13 protein-coding genes and 1 pseudogene are annotated in these 16,142 nt (G+C 65.1%); 5 read left to right on the forward strand and 9 right to left on the reverse strand.

Features of this window, described 5'->3' with window-relative positions; genetic code table 11:
• Positions 1–424: 424 nt before the first annotated feature.
• Positions 425–1,594, forward strand: a complete 1,170-nt coding sequence (locus J8F10_RS05485) for a DUF7638 domain-containing protein (protein WP_210652854.1) — start codon at positions 425–427, stop codon at positions 1,592–1,594.
• A gap of 145 nt (positions 1,595–1,739) precedes the next feature.
• On the opposite strand, the gene J8F10_RS05490 is transcribed toward J8F10_RS05485, so the two are convergent.
• From J8F10_RS05490 to J8F10_RS05505, 4 genes are all read right to left on the reverse strand, one after another.
• Entirely contained in the window at positions 1,740–2,060 is a 321-nt protein-coding gene (locus tag J8F10_RS05490) for a hypothetical protein (protein WP_390891095.1), read from the reverse strand.
• 283 nt (positions 2,061–2,343) lie between these two features.
• Positions 2,344–6,327 carry a PVC-type heme-binding CxxCH protein gene (locus J8F10_RS05495; RefSeq protein ID WP_210652856.1) on the reverse strand — a complete coding sequence of 1,328 codons (3,984 nt, stop codon included), beginning with the start codon at positions 6,325–6,327 and terminating at the stop codon, positions 2,344–2,346.
• Positions 6,328–6,385: 58 nt separating this feature from the next.
• Complete coding sequence (locus J8F10_RS05500; protein ID WP_210652857.1) at positions 6,386–8,590, reverse strand: serine/threonine-protein kinase; 2,205 nt, start codon at positions 8,588–8,590, stop codon at positions 6,386–6,388.
• Positions 8,587–9,165, reverse strand: coding sequence for a sigma-70 family RNA polymerase sigma factor (locus J8F10_RS05505; RefSeq protein ID WP_315854073.1), 579 nt, complete (start codon positions 9,163–9,165; stop codon positions 8,587–8,589). Before J8F10_RS05505 ends, J8F10_RS05500 begins: the two co-directional genes overlap by 4 nt.
• A 396-nt stretch (positions 9,166–9,561) precedes the next feature.
• On the opposite strand from J8F10_RS05505, the gene J8F10_RS05510 reads away from it, so the two are divergent.
• The gene (locus J8F10_RS05510; RefSeq protein WP_210652858.1) at positions 9,562–9,948 is read left to right on the forward strand and encodes a hypothetical protein; all 387 of its coding nucleotides are present in this window, start codon (positions 9,562–9,564) and stop codon (positions 9,946–9,948) included.
• Positions 9,949–9,966: 18 nt separating this feature from the next.
• On the forward strand, positions 9,967–10,167 hold the full coding sequence (locus tag J8F10_RS05515; protein WP_210652859.1) for a hypothetical protein: 201 nt from the start codon (positions 9,967–9,969) through the stop codon (positions 10,165–10,167).
• Positions 10,168–10,364: 197 nt separating this feature from the next.
• Here the strand turns inward: J8F10_RS05515 and J8F10_RS05520 are convergent, their stop codons facing one another.
• The 3 genes from J8F10_RS05520 to J8F10_RS05530 all read right to left on the reverse strand — a co-directional run bounded on the left by J8F10_RS05520 (position 10,365) and on the right by J8F10_RS05530 (position 11,136).
• Positions 10,365–10,565, reverse strand: a complete 201-nt coding sequence (locus J8F10_RS05520) for a hypothetical protein (RefSeq protein ID WP_210652860.1) — start codon at positions 10,563–10,565, stop codon at positions 10,365–10,367.
• 66 nt (positions 10,566–10,631) lie between these two features.
• A complete protein-coding gene (locus J8F10_RS05525) occupies positions 10,632–10,949 on the reverse strand; it encodes a hypothetical protein (RefSeq protein WP_210652861.1) in 318 nt (105 codons plus the stop codon).
• A 49-nt stretch (positions 10,950–10,998) separates the two neighbouring features.
• Complete coding sequence (locus J8F10_RS05530; RefSeq protein WP_210652862.1) at positions 10,999–11,136, reverse strand: hypothetical protein; 138 nt, start codon at positions 11,134–11,136, stop codon at positions 10,999–11,001.
• 190 nt (positions 11,137–11,326) lie between these two features.
• Here J8F10_RS05530 and J8F10_RS05535 point away from each other — a divergent pair.
• Positions 11,327–12,840 (forward strand): ISNCY family transposase gene (locus tag J8F10_RS05535; protein WP_210661762.1). Its coding sequence is split into 2 segments (ribosomal slippage): positions 11,327–12,208 and positions 12,211–12,840, totalling 1,512 coding nucleotides; the frame shifts between segments, so codons are not numbered across the junction.
• Here J8F10_RS05535 and J8F10_RS40620 read toward each other — a convergent pair.
• Positions 12,823–13,002 (reverse strand): annotated as a pseudogene (locus J8F10_RS40620) (helix-turn-helix domain-containing protein); the annotation flags it as partial. The gene J8F10_RS05535 and the pseudogene J8F10_RS40620 overlap by 18 nt on opposite strands.
• Before the next feature lie 410 nt (positions 13,003–13,412).
• On the opposite strand from J8F10_RS40620, the gene J8F10_RS05545 reads away from it, so the two are divergent.
• Positions 13,413–13,790, forward strand: coding sequence for a hypothetical protein (locus tag J8F10_RS05545; protein ID WP_210652863.1), 378 nt, complete (start codon positions 13,413–13,415; stop codon positions 13,788–13,790).
• 1,041 nt (positions 13,791–14,831) lie between these two features.
• Here the strand turns inward: J8F10_RS05545 and J8F10_RS05550 are convergent.
• A complete protein-coding gene (locus J8F10_RS05550) occupies positions 14,832–16,031 on the reverse strand; it encodes a hypothetical protein (RefSeq protein ID WP_210652864.1) in 1,200 nt (399 codons plus the stop codon).
• Positions 16,032–16,142 lie beyond the last annotated feature (111 nt).

Consider the following 16,142-nt stretch of genomic DNA (forward strand, 5'->3'; position numbering starts at 1 on the left):
CGCGATAATCTATCGTTGGGTAGAGCTTCGGGCGGCTAACATTCGCTAACATTTTCGGACCCCAAGCCACGTTAGCGAATTGGCGTAATCGCTTACCCGAAAAGCGATTACGGATCAGTCGCTGGAACACGGGATGTTAACCTGAAATCCCGTGTTCCGCCGGCCATCTCAAGTGTTGTTCGTGTGTAAATCTCTCGACCGTTTTGAGAAGAGATTCTCCCTATTCAAGCGATGTTACCAGAGCTAAAAATATACGCAAGTTCAGTTGTGACGAAATGGGTTTGTGGCGCGGCTACCGGGAGAATATGGATTGGATGGGCACATCCCGCTTCGGTGTGGCTGGTGCTGTAAGATGTCTGAACGATCAAGAATTTGACCTTGTCGGGGTCGGCGTGAGGCTTGCGGTAAAATTTGGGAGCGAACCATGTCCGACGAACTGGCTTTTCTCCGCGGGCTGCTCGCGAGCCCGGAAGAAGACACCTTACGGTTGGTCTACGCCGACTGGCTGGAAGAATGCGGTGATCCGCGCGCCGCGTTCCTGCGGCTCGAGGTCGCGTTGCACCGAACCGAAACCGACGCCCGAACCCGCAAACAGCGCGAGCGGCTCCACCAGGCCCGGAGCGCACTCGACGCCCGCTGGTTAGCGCAGGTCGACCGCCCGCAGGCCGGTTGGCGGATCGTCCGAACGAAGCCGGCACCGAAGACCTACGGTAAGGCGATCTCGGCGTTCATCCACAACGGCAGCTATTTCCTCTCGACGGTTGACGTGTTCGCCGACGGCGCGATCAACTGCTGGGGCTTCGTCGATTTAGCGCTTTTTCGGGACAAACTCGCTCAGGGTTGGGTGGTGCCGCGGGCGCGAGTTGGGGGAACCGTCAGTATCCACAATCTGGGCCAAGCCCGTGTGGTCGCCGCGAACTGGGGACGTACTCGCCGGGACATCCAACGCGAAGTGATGGAAACTCTGAGTGAGTTGAACCCGTCGTTGGAAGGGTTACTCGATATGCAGGGGACGGACATTGAGGTACGCAACGGCGTGCGCTACGCCAAACTCGGTCTGGGCCAAGCGAAGCCGTATCGCATCTCCCCGGAGGGCGATGAGATCGCGGGCGCGGAACTCCCCGTGCTCGAAGTCGTCGCAGACGGTTATCGACTGCGCCGCTGGCTCATCTACGCCGACGGCCTCTCGCAACTCGGTTACGCCAACGAACTGTTCCCGCTGGGAGCGGTCGCGCGGATGTTCGAGGAGGGCCGGCTGACGCTGTCGGTGCCGGCGGGGGCGTGGGTCACTCTGGACGGGCTCGGGCGCTTCCAGGCCGGGGAAGGGTACTGGTCCACTAAACCCGCCGAGCGCCTGCGTGAAGCCGCTGACATCCTCGATCAGTTGAACGGCCGCCCGGGTGCGATTCAGCGCTGCATCGAAGCCCACCAAGCCTACCGGTCGGACCCGAGCCGGGACCGGCGCAAGACCCTGCGCGCGGCTTACGCGGCCGTGCCCGAGCACTTGCGCCGGTTCTGCGGCGACATGGACTCGAAGGACGGGCCGATCCGAAGCATCCTCGCTCGCTTCCAGCGCGAAGACGAGTCGGAATAAATCCGTGTTCGTATTTCTGCCGTTATTTAGAACGAAACGACGCGCTCACTCAAGTGAGCGCGTCGTTGAGGCACGGCTTGTGTGCCCGGCGATCAATACTGTCCGGGCACCCCCGCTCAAAATTGTCTTTGTGTGTTCGCGGCGGTTATCGCGTCCGCCCGCGCGTCGGGGTGCTTTGGGCCGCGCCCGGTTCGGGGCGCTTGAGATCGAACTCGTATTCGCCGTACTCGGCGGCGAACTTTCCCTTTTCGGTGAGCGTGTAGGTCGCCTCGAAGGGATCGGCCTCGGAGCCGGTCGCGCGCTCGAGGAGCCCGTCCGCGACCAGGGCCGTCAGGAACGTGCCGTCCTTCGTGTTGCGCGTGGGGACCAATCGCAGGGCGCGCCCGTTCAGGGCCTTCTTGCTGCGCTTGGCGGTTCGGAGCACTTGCCAGGTGAAATGGGATGTGGGGCGTACGGGCACGGGCATCTCCATGCGATGTGGAAAAAGAAGGTTTGCATGAACGCGAGTTCGACGTTGGGCGAATATTGCGAGTTGAGGTGGAATTTAACCTCACGAACCGCGGAGAGCAAGAGGTGACTGCCAGGGGAAGTGTAATTCTTTTCTCACAATGGCCGTGCGAAGCGAACGGCACGGCACGGCGGAGTGCTCGCGGGGGAGTGCGACGGGCTGAATCTGAGGGAAGTGTACCGCATTTTGCTTGGTGAGAACCGGTCTCACCAAGCAAAATGCGGTGCGAACGAGCGCGGAATTATTTCAACGATTGCAAGTAGGCAATGAGGTCCGCGAGATCGGCCGGCGTCAGGTTCGCAGCAAGGCCCTCCGGCATCGCCGATTGTTTCTGTTGCTGGCGCGTCGCAATTTCGCTGCGCTTGAGTTCGCGCTGCACCCCGGTCGATTCGCGGATGATTGTGGCGTCGGCCCGTTCGCTGACGACGAAACCCTGGAACACCCGGTCGTCGGTGGTCACGAACCGGTACGTCTCGTACCCCTGGGCGAGTTTCGCACTCGGTTTCAGGATCGATTCCACCAGTTCGTCCGCCTTGTACCGCTTGCCGATGTCCGCCAGGTGCGGACCTTTCGGGGTTTGGCCGTCGGCGGTCGTGTGGCACGCGATACACGACTGCGTCTTGAACAGTGCCTCACCCTTCTTGCCGTCGCCTTTTGCCGTAAGGGTCAGCTTTGCCGCTGCCTCATAGGTCGCGTTACCGATCTGGTCCGGGTTCTTCGGGTCGGCCTTCGGCAGTACGATCGGGTTCTCCTTCTCGACTTTCGCGATTTCGGACCCACTCGGCACGCCCGCGAGCGCGACTTTGTGCCGCGCGAGTTCGCTCTTGAGGAACGCGACCGTCTCCTTATCGCCGTCGAGAACTGCTGCGGTAATAACGCTGCCGATCCGCCTGCTCATCTCCCACTCGACGCGGTCGTAGTACGGCCCCGTGTTATCGGGCCGGATGCCCCACCACGTTCCCTTGTAATCGGCCTCGCGGTGGTACAGTCGAATCAGAGTGACCAGGATTCCGCGGCGCAGTTCGGGTGTGCGTGCTGTAGCGAGTTTCTTGATGAGCCCCTCGACCGCCTTCGGATCGTGCATGTACCGCAGTGCCCATAGCGCGCCCTCCGAGTGCGGGCCGTCGAGCGCTTCGAGGCACGCATCGGTTGCGTTGAGTGCAACGAGCGCGCGAACGGCCAGGTGCGGGACGACGCGATCCGGGTCCGGCTGATTCTGGAGCGGCTTCGCGGTCGGTATCGCCGACCCCTTTGGCCGCGCCGTCAGCGGAATGATGCTCTTGATCGCTCCCGCGTCATTCAGCCTGCCCAAACTGATGAGCGCCTGTGCCCGCACGCGGGGCGATTCATCGGTCAGGGCGGTTACGAACGCTTTTGTCTCGAGCTCCGCGAATTCTCCCTTTCGATCCGTGAGTGCTCGCAACGCGGATTCGCGGACGACCGTGTCTTCGCTGAGCTTCAGAAGCGCGGCGTGCGAATCCTTACCGTCGAGTTGCTTCAGAGTGTAGATCGCTGCAACGCGGCCCTCGGGGGCTGCGGTCGCATCTGAGGCCAAGGCCACCAGTGCCTTCGAGGTGTCGGCGCTCTTTCCGCGGCGCAGCACTTCGCCCTGTGTGTGGAAGCGCGTCACGGAGTTCGGCGACCCCAGGAGTTCGATGAGTTGCGCGGGGCCGGCGCTCTTGAGATCGGGGAACGGTTCCGCTTTGAACCCTTTGGGAGTGACGCGGGCCACGAACCCGATGTTCGGTCCCTCGAACCCCACCGCCGAGCCGTTGCGCCAGCTCGCCACGAACAACCGACCGCTGCCATCAATGTCCATGCCGGTGGCACGCGGCATCTTCATGAACACGTCCTGCTTCAGATCGAACGTCGGGCCGTTCGGCTTCAAGTCGTGGAAGTAGACCTCGCTCCGGCCCCAATCCCCGGTAAACAGCGCGTTACGGTACTGGGACGGCCAGCGCGCGTCCTGCACGAACAACCCGCCCGTAGCCCCGCCCCCGCCGAAGGTGCCGAGCGCGGGCATGATTTCGTCGGTGAAGTTGGCGAACAATTGCGTGTAGCCGTAGAGCGCGGATTGCCGGAGCAGGCTGACGCGGGTATCCCACCCGGCGCCGTCGTTCGTGTTGTCGCGTGCGAACACGTTCATGAACGGGTCGATCGCGATATCGAACGGGTTCCGCAACCCGGTGCAGTAGACTTCCAGGTCCGTGCCGTCGGGCCGCACGCGGACGATGCCCCCGCCGCGCTGCACAATCGTTTTGCCGTCTTTTCCTTTGGCCTCCTTGATGCCGTAGTCGCCGACGCCGATGTAGAGCCAGCCGTCAATGCCCATGCGGACACAGTTGGTCGTGTGGTCGCCGCCGCGGGTGGTGACCTGGTCGGTCGTGAGCCCGGTGACGAGCACTTCCTGTCGGTCGGATACGCCGTCGCCGTTGTCGTCGTGGAAGACGGAGAGCGTGGGTGGGTGCATCACCCAGACCGAGCCGTTCCGGTAACACACCCCGCGCGGGTGCTCGACCTTCGCGAACACGGTCACGTCATCCACCTTGCCGTCGCCGTCCTTATCGACGCAGCGCAGGATCTTCCCGCCGCCGGGCGTGCGGCCGAGCGACCCCTGTTCGTCCACCGCGACGTAGATCGCTCCCGTCGGCTCGGCCGCGATCGCAACGGGGTAGTTCACCTTCGGCGGGATCGCGAACAGCGTGGCCTCGAACTCGGGCGCGACTTGCACAGTGTCGCGGAACGATTTCTCGTCGATCGGCTGGGCGTTCCCGCCCCCCGGTCCGCCACCCCCGCCGGGCGGGGGGCCGAAGTTGAATTGCGGCACGTAGCCCTTGCTCTTCCCCGCAACTTGTGCGGCGATGGACGCGGTTCGCTTCTCGGCGAACGTCTTGATGTCGGGCGCCTGCGGTCCCATTGCCCCGGGCGGTCCGAAGGCGGGCGCGGGCTCCTTGCGGGCCGCGACCGCCTTTGTTTCCTTCTCTCGCGCGGATTTCGTCGCTTTGTCGATGGCTTCCATGTCCTTCAGGAGCCGTTCCTTCGTGAAGACGGTCGTGGAAAGCTCCTTAACCAGCTTCTGATACTTCTCGTTGACCTCTTTGATCGCGAGCAACCGGTCGGGCAGTTTGTTCTCCCCCGGGTACGGCTTCGCGAGGCTCAAGTCCATGAGCTGCTCGGGCGTGCCCAGGAACGAGACACTCGCGAAGGTGCTTTCCAGATCGCCCGGAATGAACGCGAACTTGTTAGTTTTCGGGTCGAGGTAGAGCGTGTAGTTCCACCCCACCGCGAAGAAACTGTCCAGGTTCGAGATGAATGCGTTCGCGGCTAAAAAGCGCAGGAACGTATCGACGTCGAGGTACGAGTCGATTTGCTTTTTGAACTCTTCGTCCGTGGACTGGTTGACGAGTTTCGCGAAGCCGATGACGCGCTGCGATTCGTCCTTCGTCGCGGCGCGGTGCGGCTGATACTGCCCCTTGTACTGCTCCCAGTCGTCGCCGAGGGCATCAATTCCGCGCACGCGGAACGGCTTCATCAACAGGCCCTTATCGCTCGCGAAGTGGTCATTAAGGAATTGCGCGTCCACGTTCTCGACTACCGTGTAGAGCCCCACGAACTCCTTGTCGTACTTGCCGGGGACGGTGAGGGTGACTTCCGCGAACGCGGTTTGCGGGGCCGGTACGCCCATCGCGCGGAAGACCGCGTTCGCGAGCGCCGCGCGCGCTTTCGTGGCGTCGAGCGGCATCGCGTTGAGCTGAACGGCGGAGAGCCCACCGAACTGCTGCGAGCCGAACTTGTCGAACGCGATCTTGAGTGGCCGTTTGAGCCCGCGCGCGGAGACGAAGTAGCTCATGTCGCCGGAGTAGCGCACCCCGACCTTTTTCAGCGTCTTGCCTTCGATCGTGACGTCGCTTTCCACCCACGGGAAATCGGTCCCGAACAGGTTCTTCTCGGTGTCGCGCTTTTTGTCGTCTTTCTTTTCTTCCTTCTTGGGTGGCGGGCCACCGGGGAACCCGAACCCGCCGAGTGCGGGCGCCAGCGCATCAAATTCCTTCGCGGATAAATCGAGATGAACGGTCCACACCTTGGTTAGCCCGAAGGCGTTCGTGACCTCCGCCTTCGGGTCTTCCGCCGCCGCGGGTCGCACGGGTTGCGCGCCGCCGAGCAGCGCGGCGAGCAAGAAGCCGCAAATTGGCACGGGAACTCGTGCCATAAATCGTCTAATCATTGTCATTTACTCCCGGAGTTCGTCTCGTGGGATCGCGACGGGAACGAGGGAAACGAGGTTACTGCGCGTTCTTGGAGTGCCCTTTCGGGCCTTTCTTCGGAGCGGCGGGAACGGGCGCGCCGAACGGAAGGAGCGGTTCCTTGAGAGGGGAGCCGGTCATCTCGCGCCACTTCTGGGCTTGCGCCCCCGTTAGCACCGCGAGGATGCGCTCGTTGGGCGATGGTTCCTGGACTTCTGGCGGCGACTCGAAATTGTTGCGGTTCATGCCCCGCGCCCAGGCGAAGGTGGCCGCGTCCTCGATCACCCGGATGCGCTCGCGCTGGTCCAACGTGAGACCCAGAACCGCGGCCACTTCGGGGTCACGAAACGCGCTCGGGCCTTCCGACTGCAACCCGATCTGGCGGAGCCGAACTTGTTGGGCGTGGTCGAGGATCGCGTTGAGGCCCGTTTCGTTGCCCCGCGCCTGGGAGATCGCGCGTCGGCCCCGCTCCGTGGGTGGCATACGGCCGACGTCGCGGAACCACTCCCCCCACTGCTTACCCACGCGCGCGGTGAGTTCCTTCATCGCAGTTCGCTGGTCGGAATCGAGTCGGAGTTCGTCGAGAACGGCCGGCTGACAGAGCAGATAGAAGTGCGTCGCGGCGCGCAGGACCGCGAGATCGGCCAGAATCGTTTCCACGCGCCGGGTAGCTTCCAGAAGCTCGGCCTGTGCCCGGGAGTTGTCCCGCAGTTCGACGAGAAGTTCCTGATAGTACGCGAGGGCGGACCGTAGGAGGCGCTTGCGGAGGTGTTCGGTTCCGGGGCGGTCGGCGAGTTCTTCCTCGCTCGCCCGGAACAGTTCGTCGACGGCCCGGCGCGCGAGCACGAGCCGCGCTTCGGCCTCTTCCGCGCGCTGGCGCTCGCGCTGGTACGACTCCTCGGCCCGGTGGTGTTCCGCGCGCGTCCGATCCCGCTCCGCGCTCACGAGCGCAGCACTCACGAGCGAACCGGCGGTCACGAGGAGCAGAACGGCCGCGCAGACGAAAAACGTGGACGGGTGCCGGCGCGCCCACATGCGGAACCGCTCGGCGGAACTCGGCGGGCGGGCCAGAATCGGCCGGCGCTCGATGAACCGTTGAAGGTCGTCGGCCAGTTCTTGAGCGGTCGCGTAGCGGTCGGCGGGTTCCTTCCGCAGTGCTTTGAGGACGATCGTCTCCAGGCCCGTTGGTACCGCGGAGTTGATCGACCGGAGCGGCGCCGGGGCTTCGTCGGCGATTTGTCGAAGGAGTTCGTGCCGGTCACGGCCCTCGAACGGCGGGCGGAGCGTCAGCAGTTCGTAAAGCGTCGCGCCGAGAGAGTACACGTCGCTGCGGTGGTCGACGACCCCGCGCCGGCCGAGCGCCTGTTCCGGGCTGGCGTAACGCAGCGTGCCCAGGAGTTCGCCCGTTGCCGTGAGCCCACTGTCGCCGACGACTTGAGCGAGTCCGAAATCGGCGACCCAGAGTTGCCCGCGTGGGTCGAGGAGCAAGTTCCCGGGCTTCACGTCGCGGTGAACGATGCCCATTTGGTGCGCGTGTTCGAGGGCCAGCGCCGATTGCCTCCCGAGTCCGGCGACGCGGTCCCAGTACGCGGGTCCACCGGACTCGCGCTCGGTCGCGAATTGAGCAATCGGGGCGGTACTTCCGGTCGGGGGCGCGCCGGGAGCGTCTGTTTTGGGCCGCCGTAGTTCCGCGATTAGCGCTGCGAGGCTTTGTCCTTCCACGAACTGCATCGCGTAGTAGTGAACGCCGCGCTCGGAACCGACCGCGAACACCGGAACGATGTTTTCGTGGCGCAAGTGGGCGGCGGCCGTGGCCTCGTTCTTGAACCGCTGGAGCTGCCTGGGGTCAACGGCTGCCGCGAAGGGAAGTACCTTCAGGGCCACCCGGCGGTTCAGAGAAATCTGCTCGGCCTCGTAGACCACCCCCATTCCCCCGCGACCCACCTCGCGAATGAGGTGGAAGTCGCCCAAACACCCGAGTGCGGAGCGCGGAACGGCGCGCGAAGATCCGGGCGCCGGTTTCGGACTTTCCGCACCCGCTCCGAACTCGCGTGCGGGAGCGGTCAGGCGCTCGACTTCGTCGTGGCTTGCGAAAAAGGCGCCGAGGTCGTCTCGGAGTTCGGGGTGCGCGGTCAGGAGCGCGGCCCGGTCCGGTTCCGCACCCGTTTGGCGCGCCTCCAGGTACGCGAGCAGAACTTCGTTCAACCGGTCCTCGTGGCCGGCATCGGCCGGGTTTCGAGTCACGCAGCACCCTCCTCCGGTTCGCGGAGCAACTCACGGAGTTTCTTCAGCCCGCGGAAGAGAAGCCCGACAACGGCCGGTCGCGTGCGGCCGACGTGCGCTGCGACATCGGCGACCGGAAGTCCTTTTAAATAATGCAGTTCCACCACGATCCGTTGGTCGTCCGGGAGGCGCCCCAGCGCCCGGGCCAGGTGGAGCAGGTCTTCTCTGCGGGTGGCCCCCGCGCTCGGGGACGACTGATCGGCCGCGAGCAAGCATTCCAGCCGGGCCGAAGACTGTTCCAGTTCGGTTTCGAGCGAGCGCTCGCGACTCAGATCGCGCGCCGCGGTCTCGAACTCCCTCACAACGCCCGCGAGCGTGTTCGCCAGGATGACGCGGAGCCAACCGAGCCACTCGGCCTCGCTCGACCCGCGGAACTGCGTTTTGTGCGTGTGGGCCTGGAGGATCGTTTGCTGCACGATGTCCGAGGCGTCGAGTTTGGCCCGCAGGCGCGCGCCCAGGTGGAGACGGGCGAGCACCAGGAGGTAGTCGCGGTACCGTCCCAGCGTGCGATCGTTGGTCGTTGGTGGGTTCTCCACAGTAGTGCGCGCCCTCCTCTCCTTGACTAGATGCGGCACCGGCGCCGGCGCAGCGCGCGAGGAGTTTTTTCGATCCGCGCTCTTCCGAATATCATTGAGTGGCCGAACTCGTCTCGCCAGACTTTTGGTGGTGAGAAACAGCTCCCGTTGAACGCACCGGCAAAAACAAATCGCGCGCCGGGCACGAGGGCCGCTCACCGTCTTTCTTCAGCGAAAGGAGTGGAAACAACATGATAGCTGACCGGGACTTGGGGAGTTGTGTTACACACGGTTAATCCGGTTGTGCGGTCAAGTCCTGTCCGTGCGAATTCTGGTTTGTAATCTTCTCACCTCCGACCCGCCCGATCGGTCCCGTGGGTGGAACCGCGGACCGCTGGGTACCTGTGAGGCACGCGGATGCGATCCGTTCGGCTGAAGATGACACAAGTCCCCGGGGTGTTCTGGGGTGACGATAGCCGGGTGTACGAGTTGCAGGTTGGAACCGAGGTCCGGTGTTCTCGGTGCGGGCAGTGGGCACAGACCGTGTTCCGGTGGGGGCAGGAGAGCGTTTGCGGCGAGCACGTGCGGGTCACGTCCCGCACGCGGATTCGGGTGACGACCACGTTCGCTTGGCGCGCGTATCGCACGGGGACCACGGAACCGCCGGCCGCGATCGTGATGCGGCGGGGCGACGAGTTCGCGGTCGCGGGGCCGCCGGAGCGCTGTGGCAAGTACGACAAGTTCATGACGCCGGACCGGGACGGGTTCGTATTGGTCCCGCGGAGCCGCTGGGCCTGGGCATAGTAACGCAAGGAGCAAACGATGAGCGACGAAGCCGAGGTGCTGACACTCGAGCGGCGGCGGGAACTGTTCGTGGCCGTGGTCGCGGCGCAGGACGAGGGACTGAGCGTCTGGGACTCGCGGGAACTGATCGCCCGCCGGTTCGGGGTCGATGTCGAGGTGGTGCGCGCGGTCGAGAACGAGGGCCTCAATCGGAAGTGGCCCCCGTTCGGTAAGGGATGAGTGCGATCGGTGGGTTATACTCTTCGCGGTCAGGAATGAGGTCTATCTCTGGGTGAGTCGATGTGGTGGAATGAGCGGGCCTCTGAGGATTCTCCGATGCCCCGTCCCACCACCCTCACGATCACCATTGCCGACCTCCCGCCTGGCGAAGTCATTCCGCGCTTGGCCCACGAGTTCCGCGTTCGCCTTGGGGAGGATCAGGAACCGGCTGCGCCCGCTCTGGGGTGCGCGAACCCGTACACGAACAGGGACTCGAACTTGTGCCGCCCGTTGCTCGCCGGGCGCCTCCCCGCGAGCGCCCACACGCGCCGGGCCACGGGCTTGAGCCCGAGCCGGGCCTCGTCCTCGCACCACCGTTCGACCTCCTTGTCGGGGTGGCCTCGGCGCAATTCGGCCATGAGACCACTTTGCATTGAGTCATTACTTTTCAAGGTTGACGGCCCAGTGGAACCCGATGGCCCCTTTCACGGTCGCTGGGTCGGCCGCCCGTCGCTGGCATCGGCGGACGACGCGCCGTCGCAGGTCGGCGAGGTGAGCGAACGTGTCGTTGGCCAGCGCCTACCGAACCCGCACCCAGAACGGCTCGACCGGTTGCAGTTCCGGCGTGCAGGGGGGAGGACATGCAGCCGCACGTCGCCGGGGACCGCCAGGCGCTTGGCCCGATGCCACCCGGCGTTGTCCACCACCCGGACCACGATCTTGGTCCGGCCCGGGTCGGCGCGGGTGGCGAACGCCTCCCGCGCCTCGGCCATGTGCTCGGTCTTCACGCGGGGGAGGATCACCGTGAACGTCCCCCCGGTGGCCGGGCGGGCGATAATATACACAAAGGCACTAGCGCTTGGTCCGGCCGCACGACCCCGGTCGGCATCCCTTGCGCCACCACACCCGGCGCGTGATGGGCTTCAATCCGAGCCGCGCCTCGTCTTCGGCCCACACCTCGACGGCCTTCCCGGGGTTCGCCGCCCGCACGCGCCTTACCGGTCGTCGTAAGTTTTTTTCTATGCCGGCAAGCCTGACTGGTGGTGCAGAAGGCGTTGAGTGATGATGGGTTGCGCCTCCACGGAGTGTTCGTATGGCCCGTCGCACCTGTCGTCCCGCGCCAACCGCCGAGCAAACGCTGACCCCGGTCGCCACCGCGTGTGTGGCGTGCGGGCATCACCTGTACCTCGACTACTCCAACTTCCGCACCGTCACCACGCTGGCCGGCGTCGCCCGGTACACACTGCGCATCGGCCGCTGCCGTCACCGCCCGTGTGACCTGTATTCGGTCCCGTTCCGACCCGAGGCCGAAGGCCGAATCGCCCTCCCGCACCACGAGTTCGGGCTCGACGTCGTCGCGTACGCCGGCAACCGCCGGTACACCGCGCACCGGACCGCGCCCGAGATCCACGCCGAACTCGTTGCCCGCGGTGTGGCCCTGTCAGTTCGCACGGTCACCAACCTGCTCCACCGGTTCGACGAGCTGCGCACCTTGGGTGCCACCAACCCGGACCGGATGCGCCCGGCGTTCGAGAAGCAGGGGCGGGTATTACTCGCGCTCGACGGGCTCCAGCCGGACGTCGGGCACGAGGTGCTGTGGGTGATCCGCGACGTGCTCAGCGGGCGTGTGGTCCTGGCCAAGTCGCTGCTGTCGGCGTGCCGGGCGGATCTGGCCGCCTTGCTGGCCCAGGCCGCCGAAGCCGTCGGGGTGCCGATCGCCGGGGTCGTGTCCGACGGGCAGCACTCGATCCGCAACGCGGTGGCCCAAGCGCTGCCCGGAGTGCCGCACCAGTTGTGCCAGTTCCACTACCTGCGGGAGGCGGCCGGGCCGGTTTACGAGGCCGACCGGCACGCCAAGAAGGAGCTCAAGAAGCGCGTCCGCGGGGTGCGCGAGGTCGAGCGTCGAGTCGAGGACCGGAGCGATGCGGAGGCGGAGGTCGTGCGCGGGTACTGTTCCGCGGTCCGCAGCGCGCTGACCGACGACGGGCGTCCGCCGCTGGACTCGGCCGGGCTGCGGCTGCGCGGGCGGCTCGACGCGGTGGCGGGGAGCCTGAAGAAGCTGGGCGCGGGGAAAAAGGGGCGGGCCGGGAGCTGACCCGGTTGCACGGAATGATCACACGCGGGCTCGAAGGGACGGCGGCACTGTTCGCGCCGGTGAAGGAGCTGTTCGATCGGGTGTACCGGGTCGCCCACGAGCTCTCGAACTACGACGGCCGGACCGGGGCCGGGGTCCGCGCCCGGTGGGACGAACGGGTCCGGGAGATGGACGCGATGAGCCGACAGCGCCCCGACCTGTCCGAGCCGCTGGATCACTTCGTGAAGGTGAGCCGCAGTTACGAGCCGGGCTTGTTCCACACCTACGACGTGGGGGACCTGCCGCGGACCAACAACGACCTGGAGCAACTGTTCGGGAGCCACCGGCACCACGAGCGGCGGTGCAGCGGTCGGAAAGTGGCGTCGCCGGGGCTGGTCGTGCGCGGGAGCGTGCGGCTGGTGGCCGGGCTGATGACGCGGCTGGGCGAGGCGACGGCCGAGGAGTTGGCACCGACGTCGGTGCTCGCCTGGCGCGAGTTGCGAGAGGAGCTCGGGTTTCGTGAAGCGGCCCGGACCCAACAGCGGCAGTTCCGACGCGATCCCGCCAGCTACCTCAAAAGCCTGGAAAACCTGGCCCGCCAGTCAGGCTTGCCGGCATAGCTTTTTTCCAGGCTCGGCGCGTCGGGGATCGGCCGCGCTCGGATGGCTCGGTCGTGGCACCTGAGGAGAGAACCCCAACTCCACCAGCCACCGCCACCCGGTCTCGGAACGGACGGTCACCTGCCACCGCGTTCGGACGTAGAGAGCGACATTGGGACCGGTCCAGAGCCCGCCGCCCGGGGCCTTTTCTGGAGCGCCGCGTACAGCGCGCCTCGCCGCCGGGTGGTCAACTTCGGCTCGGCTCCGTTGCCCCGACGCCGATCCACCAGCCCATCGGGTCCGTGTTCATTCCAGTGGTGGAGGACGGCCCGGACCGTGACACCCGATGGGCCCACGAGGTTGCCGACTTGGCCCGACGTCCGGCGCTGACCTTCTCCATCGGCCCCTCGACGCGGTGGTTGTTGCTGTATCGAGTTTCATGATACCGCCGACGGCCCCCGACTCCAATCGGACCGGCCGATTGCAGATTTCGGGGGGTGTAGGACTGGGTTTGCGTCTGGTCGGTGTTGGAACATCTTGCCGGATAGCAAATCACTCCGGATGTTCGCCCCAGGTGCAAGGCGGGACGGCCGATGGTGAAACGCAAACTGACACCCGAGCAACTGGCAGCGGTGGAAGAGTTCGCCCAGCAGTGGGGCAAAATCGTCGCCAAGAACGCCTACGGACCGGGCGGCCCGGGGCTCGACGTGGACTTCGACGAGATGGAGCAGATCGCGGCCGCCGCCACACGGGGGCTGACACGAGGAACCCTCGAACACCTCGCGCGGCAACAAGCCCAACAACTCCCCGCCGAGTTACCTCGTCCCACCTGTCAGAACCTCTGTCCGGCCCAAATCCGGTCACGCCAAGTCGTCGCACGCGGAGCCACGGTCACGCTCCAAGAACCAGTGGCCCACTGCCCCGTGTGTCGCCGGGACTTTTTCCCCCCAACGGACCAACCTCAAACTTGAGGCCCACGGGTACAGCCCCTCGGTGCTCGCCAAGATCGTCCACGCCGGGGCCGTGCTCCCATCGTTCGAGCTGGCTTCCAAGACGCTCGGACTTCTGGCCGACATCTCGATCAGCGGGCGCCACGTCGGGCGACTGACGGAGGCCATCGGTGCCGAATTGGTTGCCGCACGCGACGCACGTACCGAAGCTCATCGGCTCCGTAAACTCGAGCCCCAGGTTCCGAACGTACCGGGTGTGGTGGCCGTCGAGGTCGATGGCGGTTGTTACCAGCGCCGCGCCGAGGGGCAAGGTTGTGGGGCACGAGCCCCGCATTGGCGCGAGGACAAGGTCGCGTCTGGTCACGCTCACCAGCCGCCCAACCTTCGGCATCCATCGCCGGGTCCGCACGTTTCGTGGGAGCATGTGGGGCCGGTCTTTGACGTGGATCTTTTCGGTTGTGCGCCGTGTTACAGGCACGAAAGCCGGCGAATTTGGAGTATGTGGTTCGGGGTGCGAGACGAACCCAGTGTTAACCCGTGTGTTGCTCTCTCGGCGAGACTCCGAGACTTTTCCGAAGAGAAATTCGGGGTCCGAGCTTAACCCCCTGGGTTCGGCTCGCACCCCGAGATGTCTCGCTCGAACCCGAGACTTTTGCCGTGATTGGAATGTAGACCAAAGTGCTTGAAAACGTGGAGAAAACGACGGCAGCCGGGATCACTCACTTCCTGCCGCGTGAGTTAACCTCTGTGTGCGCTTATTCCGCACCTGCGGACTCAGCTCCCCGAGCACAACACTCCTCGAACTCGCACACCTCTGCACGCGAGAGAATTTTCGGTGACACACCTCGTCGAAGCACTAGAAATCGTAGTGTTTCGTGCGAAGCGGGTACGGACGTGTGCTATTGTGTGATCGCGAATCCGGATCTCGTTCAATGACCAAGATGGACACTCCTCGAACCTCTCTCACTCTCACCGCGGTTAACCGGCAGGTTCGGTTGTAATGTCAGAAAAACTGTCACTGGATCGGTTAACCGCGTGAGAGCGTCTGGCCCGCGACCGGGGTCAGTTGAACCGGGCGGCGTAGGCGAACCCGAACGGCCCGTCGAACAGCCGGGCCGCGTTCAGAATCGCGTTGAGGTCGAGTGCCTTCTTGTCCTTCTCCGGTTCCAGGTACTTGGCTTCAAGCCCCTTTTCTCGGATCCGTTTTTCGTTCAGGAGATCGGGCGGCGGATCGTCCAGTAGTGTCTTCAGGTTCAGTCCCATCCCCGCGCCGTGGTTGTTGGAGACGAACGCGAGCAAGAAACTGGGTACCAGACGTTCTCCCTTGAGCAGGCCCTCCAACTGCTCCATCATCGCGAGCCAGCCGTCGATCTGCGCCTTGGTGATCGGCAGTCCCAGCTGATCCGTCTGTTTCGGGTTGGGCAGCCACTCGTGGTCGTCGTCCGTTTCGGCCAGGACGTGTTTCCACGTCTCCCGGTTCAGTTCGCACACCGCCACCAGGTGCAACCGGGCCCGGCGCAGGCGCGGAGCGTCCACCACCTTGAGCCCGCCCACCGGGTCCTGCTCGTCGAACTTCTTCGCTCCCGGTTCCACCTTCGGGAAGATGCCCCGGACCCGGTCCTCGAACCCGATCTCCTCGTCCACCGCCCGGTACCCATTCACCATTGCCGACAGGAGGTGGCAGTACCCGCGCAGCCAGGCCACGTCCCCGCGATCGAACCGCACCTCGAACTCCGGGTTCTTTTTCAAGAATTCGAACCGGCCGCCGTTGAGCCGCTCCAAAACCTGCACCAGTGTGGTTCGGTCGGCCCCGGTTCCGGTGAAGTCGAACGACACTTTGGCCAATCGCAACCGCAGCCCCACCTTGTCATCCCGGATCGCCGCGAGTGTGGCCTCGGCGCGCCCGAGGTCCGTGGCGAACGTGTCCAGCACGCGCCCGAGAGACCGGTAACTGATTGCCGACGGCTTGTCGTTCTTGGGCACCGGGAGGCGCAGGAAGGGCACGTTCGTGTTCTTCGCCTCGGCCCCGTACTCGTATAGGGCCCGGCCCAAGTTCTCGACCGCTCGGGCGAACTGGATGACCCCGAGCCCGAACCGGGCCGAGTCGTCGGCCGGTGCAGCGTCCAAGGCACGCAGAGACGCGGATTCGCCGTCAGCGAGCCGGCCTTCGTGCAGGTACTTCTCGGCCGGCGGGGGTGCTTCGGCGCCCGGGGCGGGGGTGGCCACCGCCCACGCGATGACCAGGGGTAAGAGTCGGACCACGGGCGGCTCCTGGGTGTGGGGTTCTCGGGCATGCCTCAACAATAGAGGATGGCATGCTCGCGGTTACGGCCAGATCGGTTCATGATCCTCAAATGGATACGCGCGTACAAC

The organism is Gemmata palustris (assembly GCF_017939745.1).
Lineage (GTDB): Bacteria > Planctomycetota > Planctomycetia > Gemmatales > Gemmataceae > Gemmata > Gemmata palustris.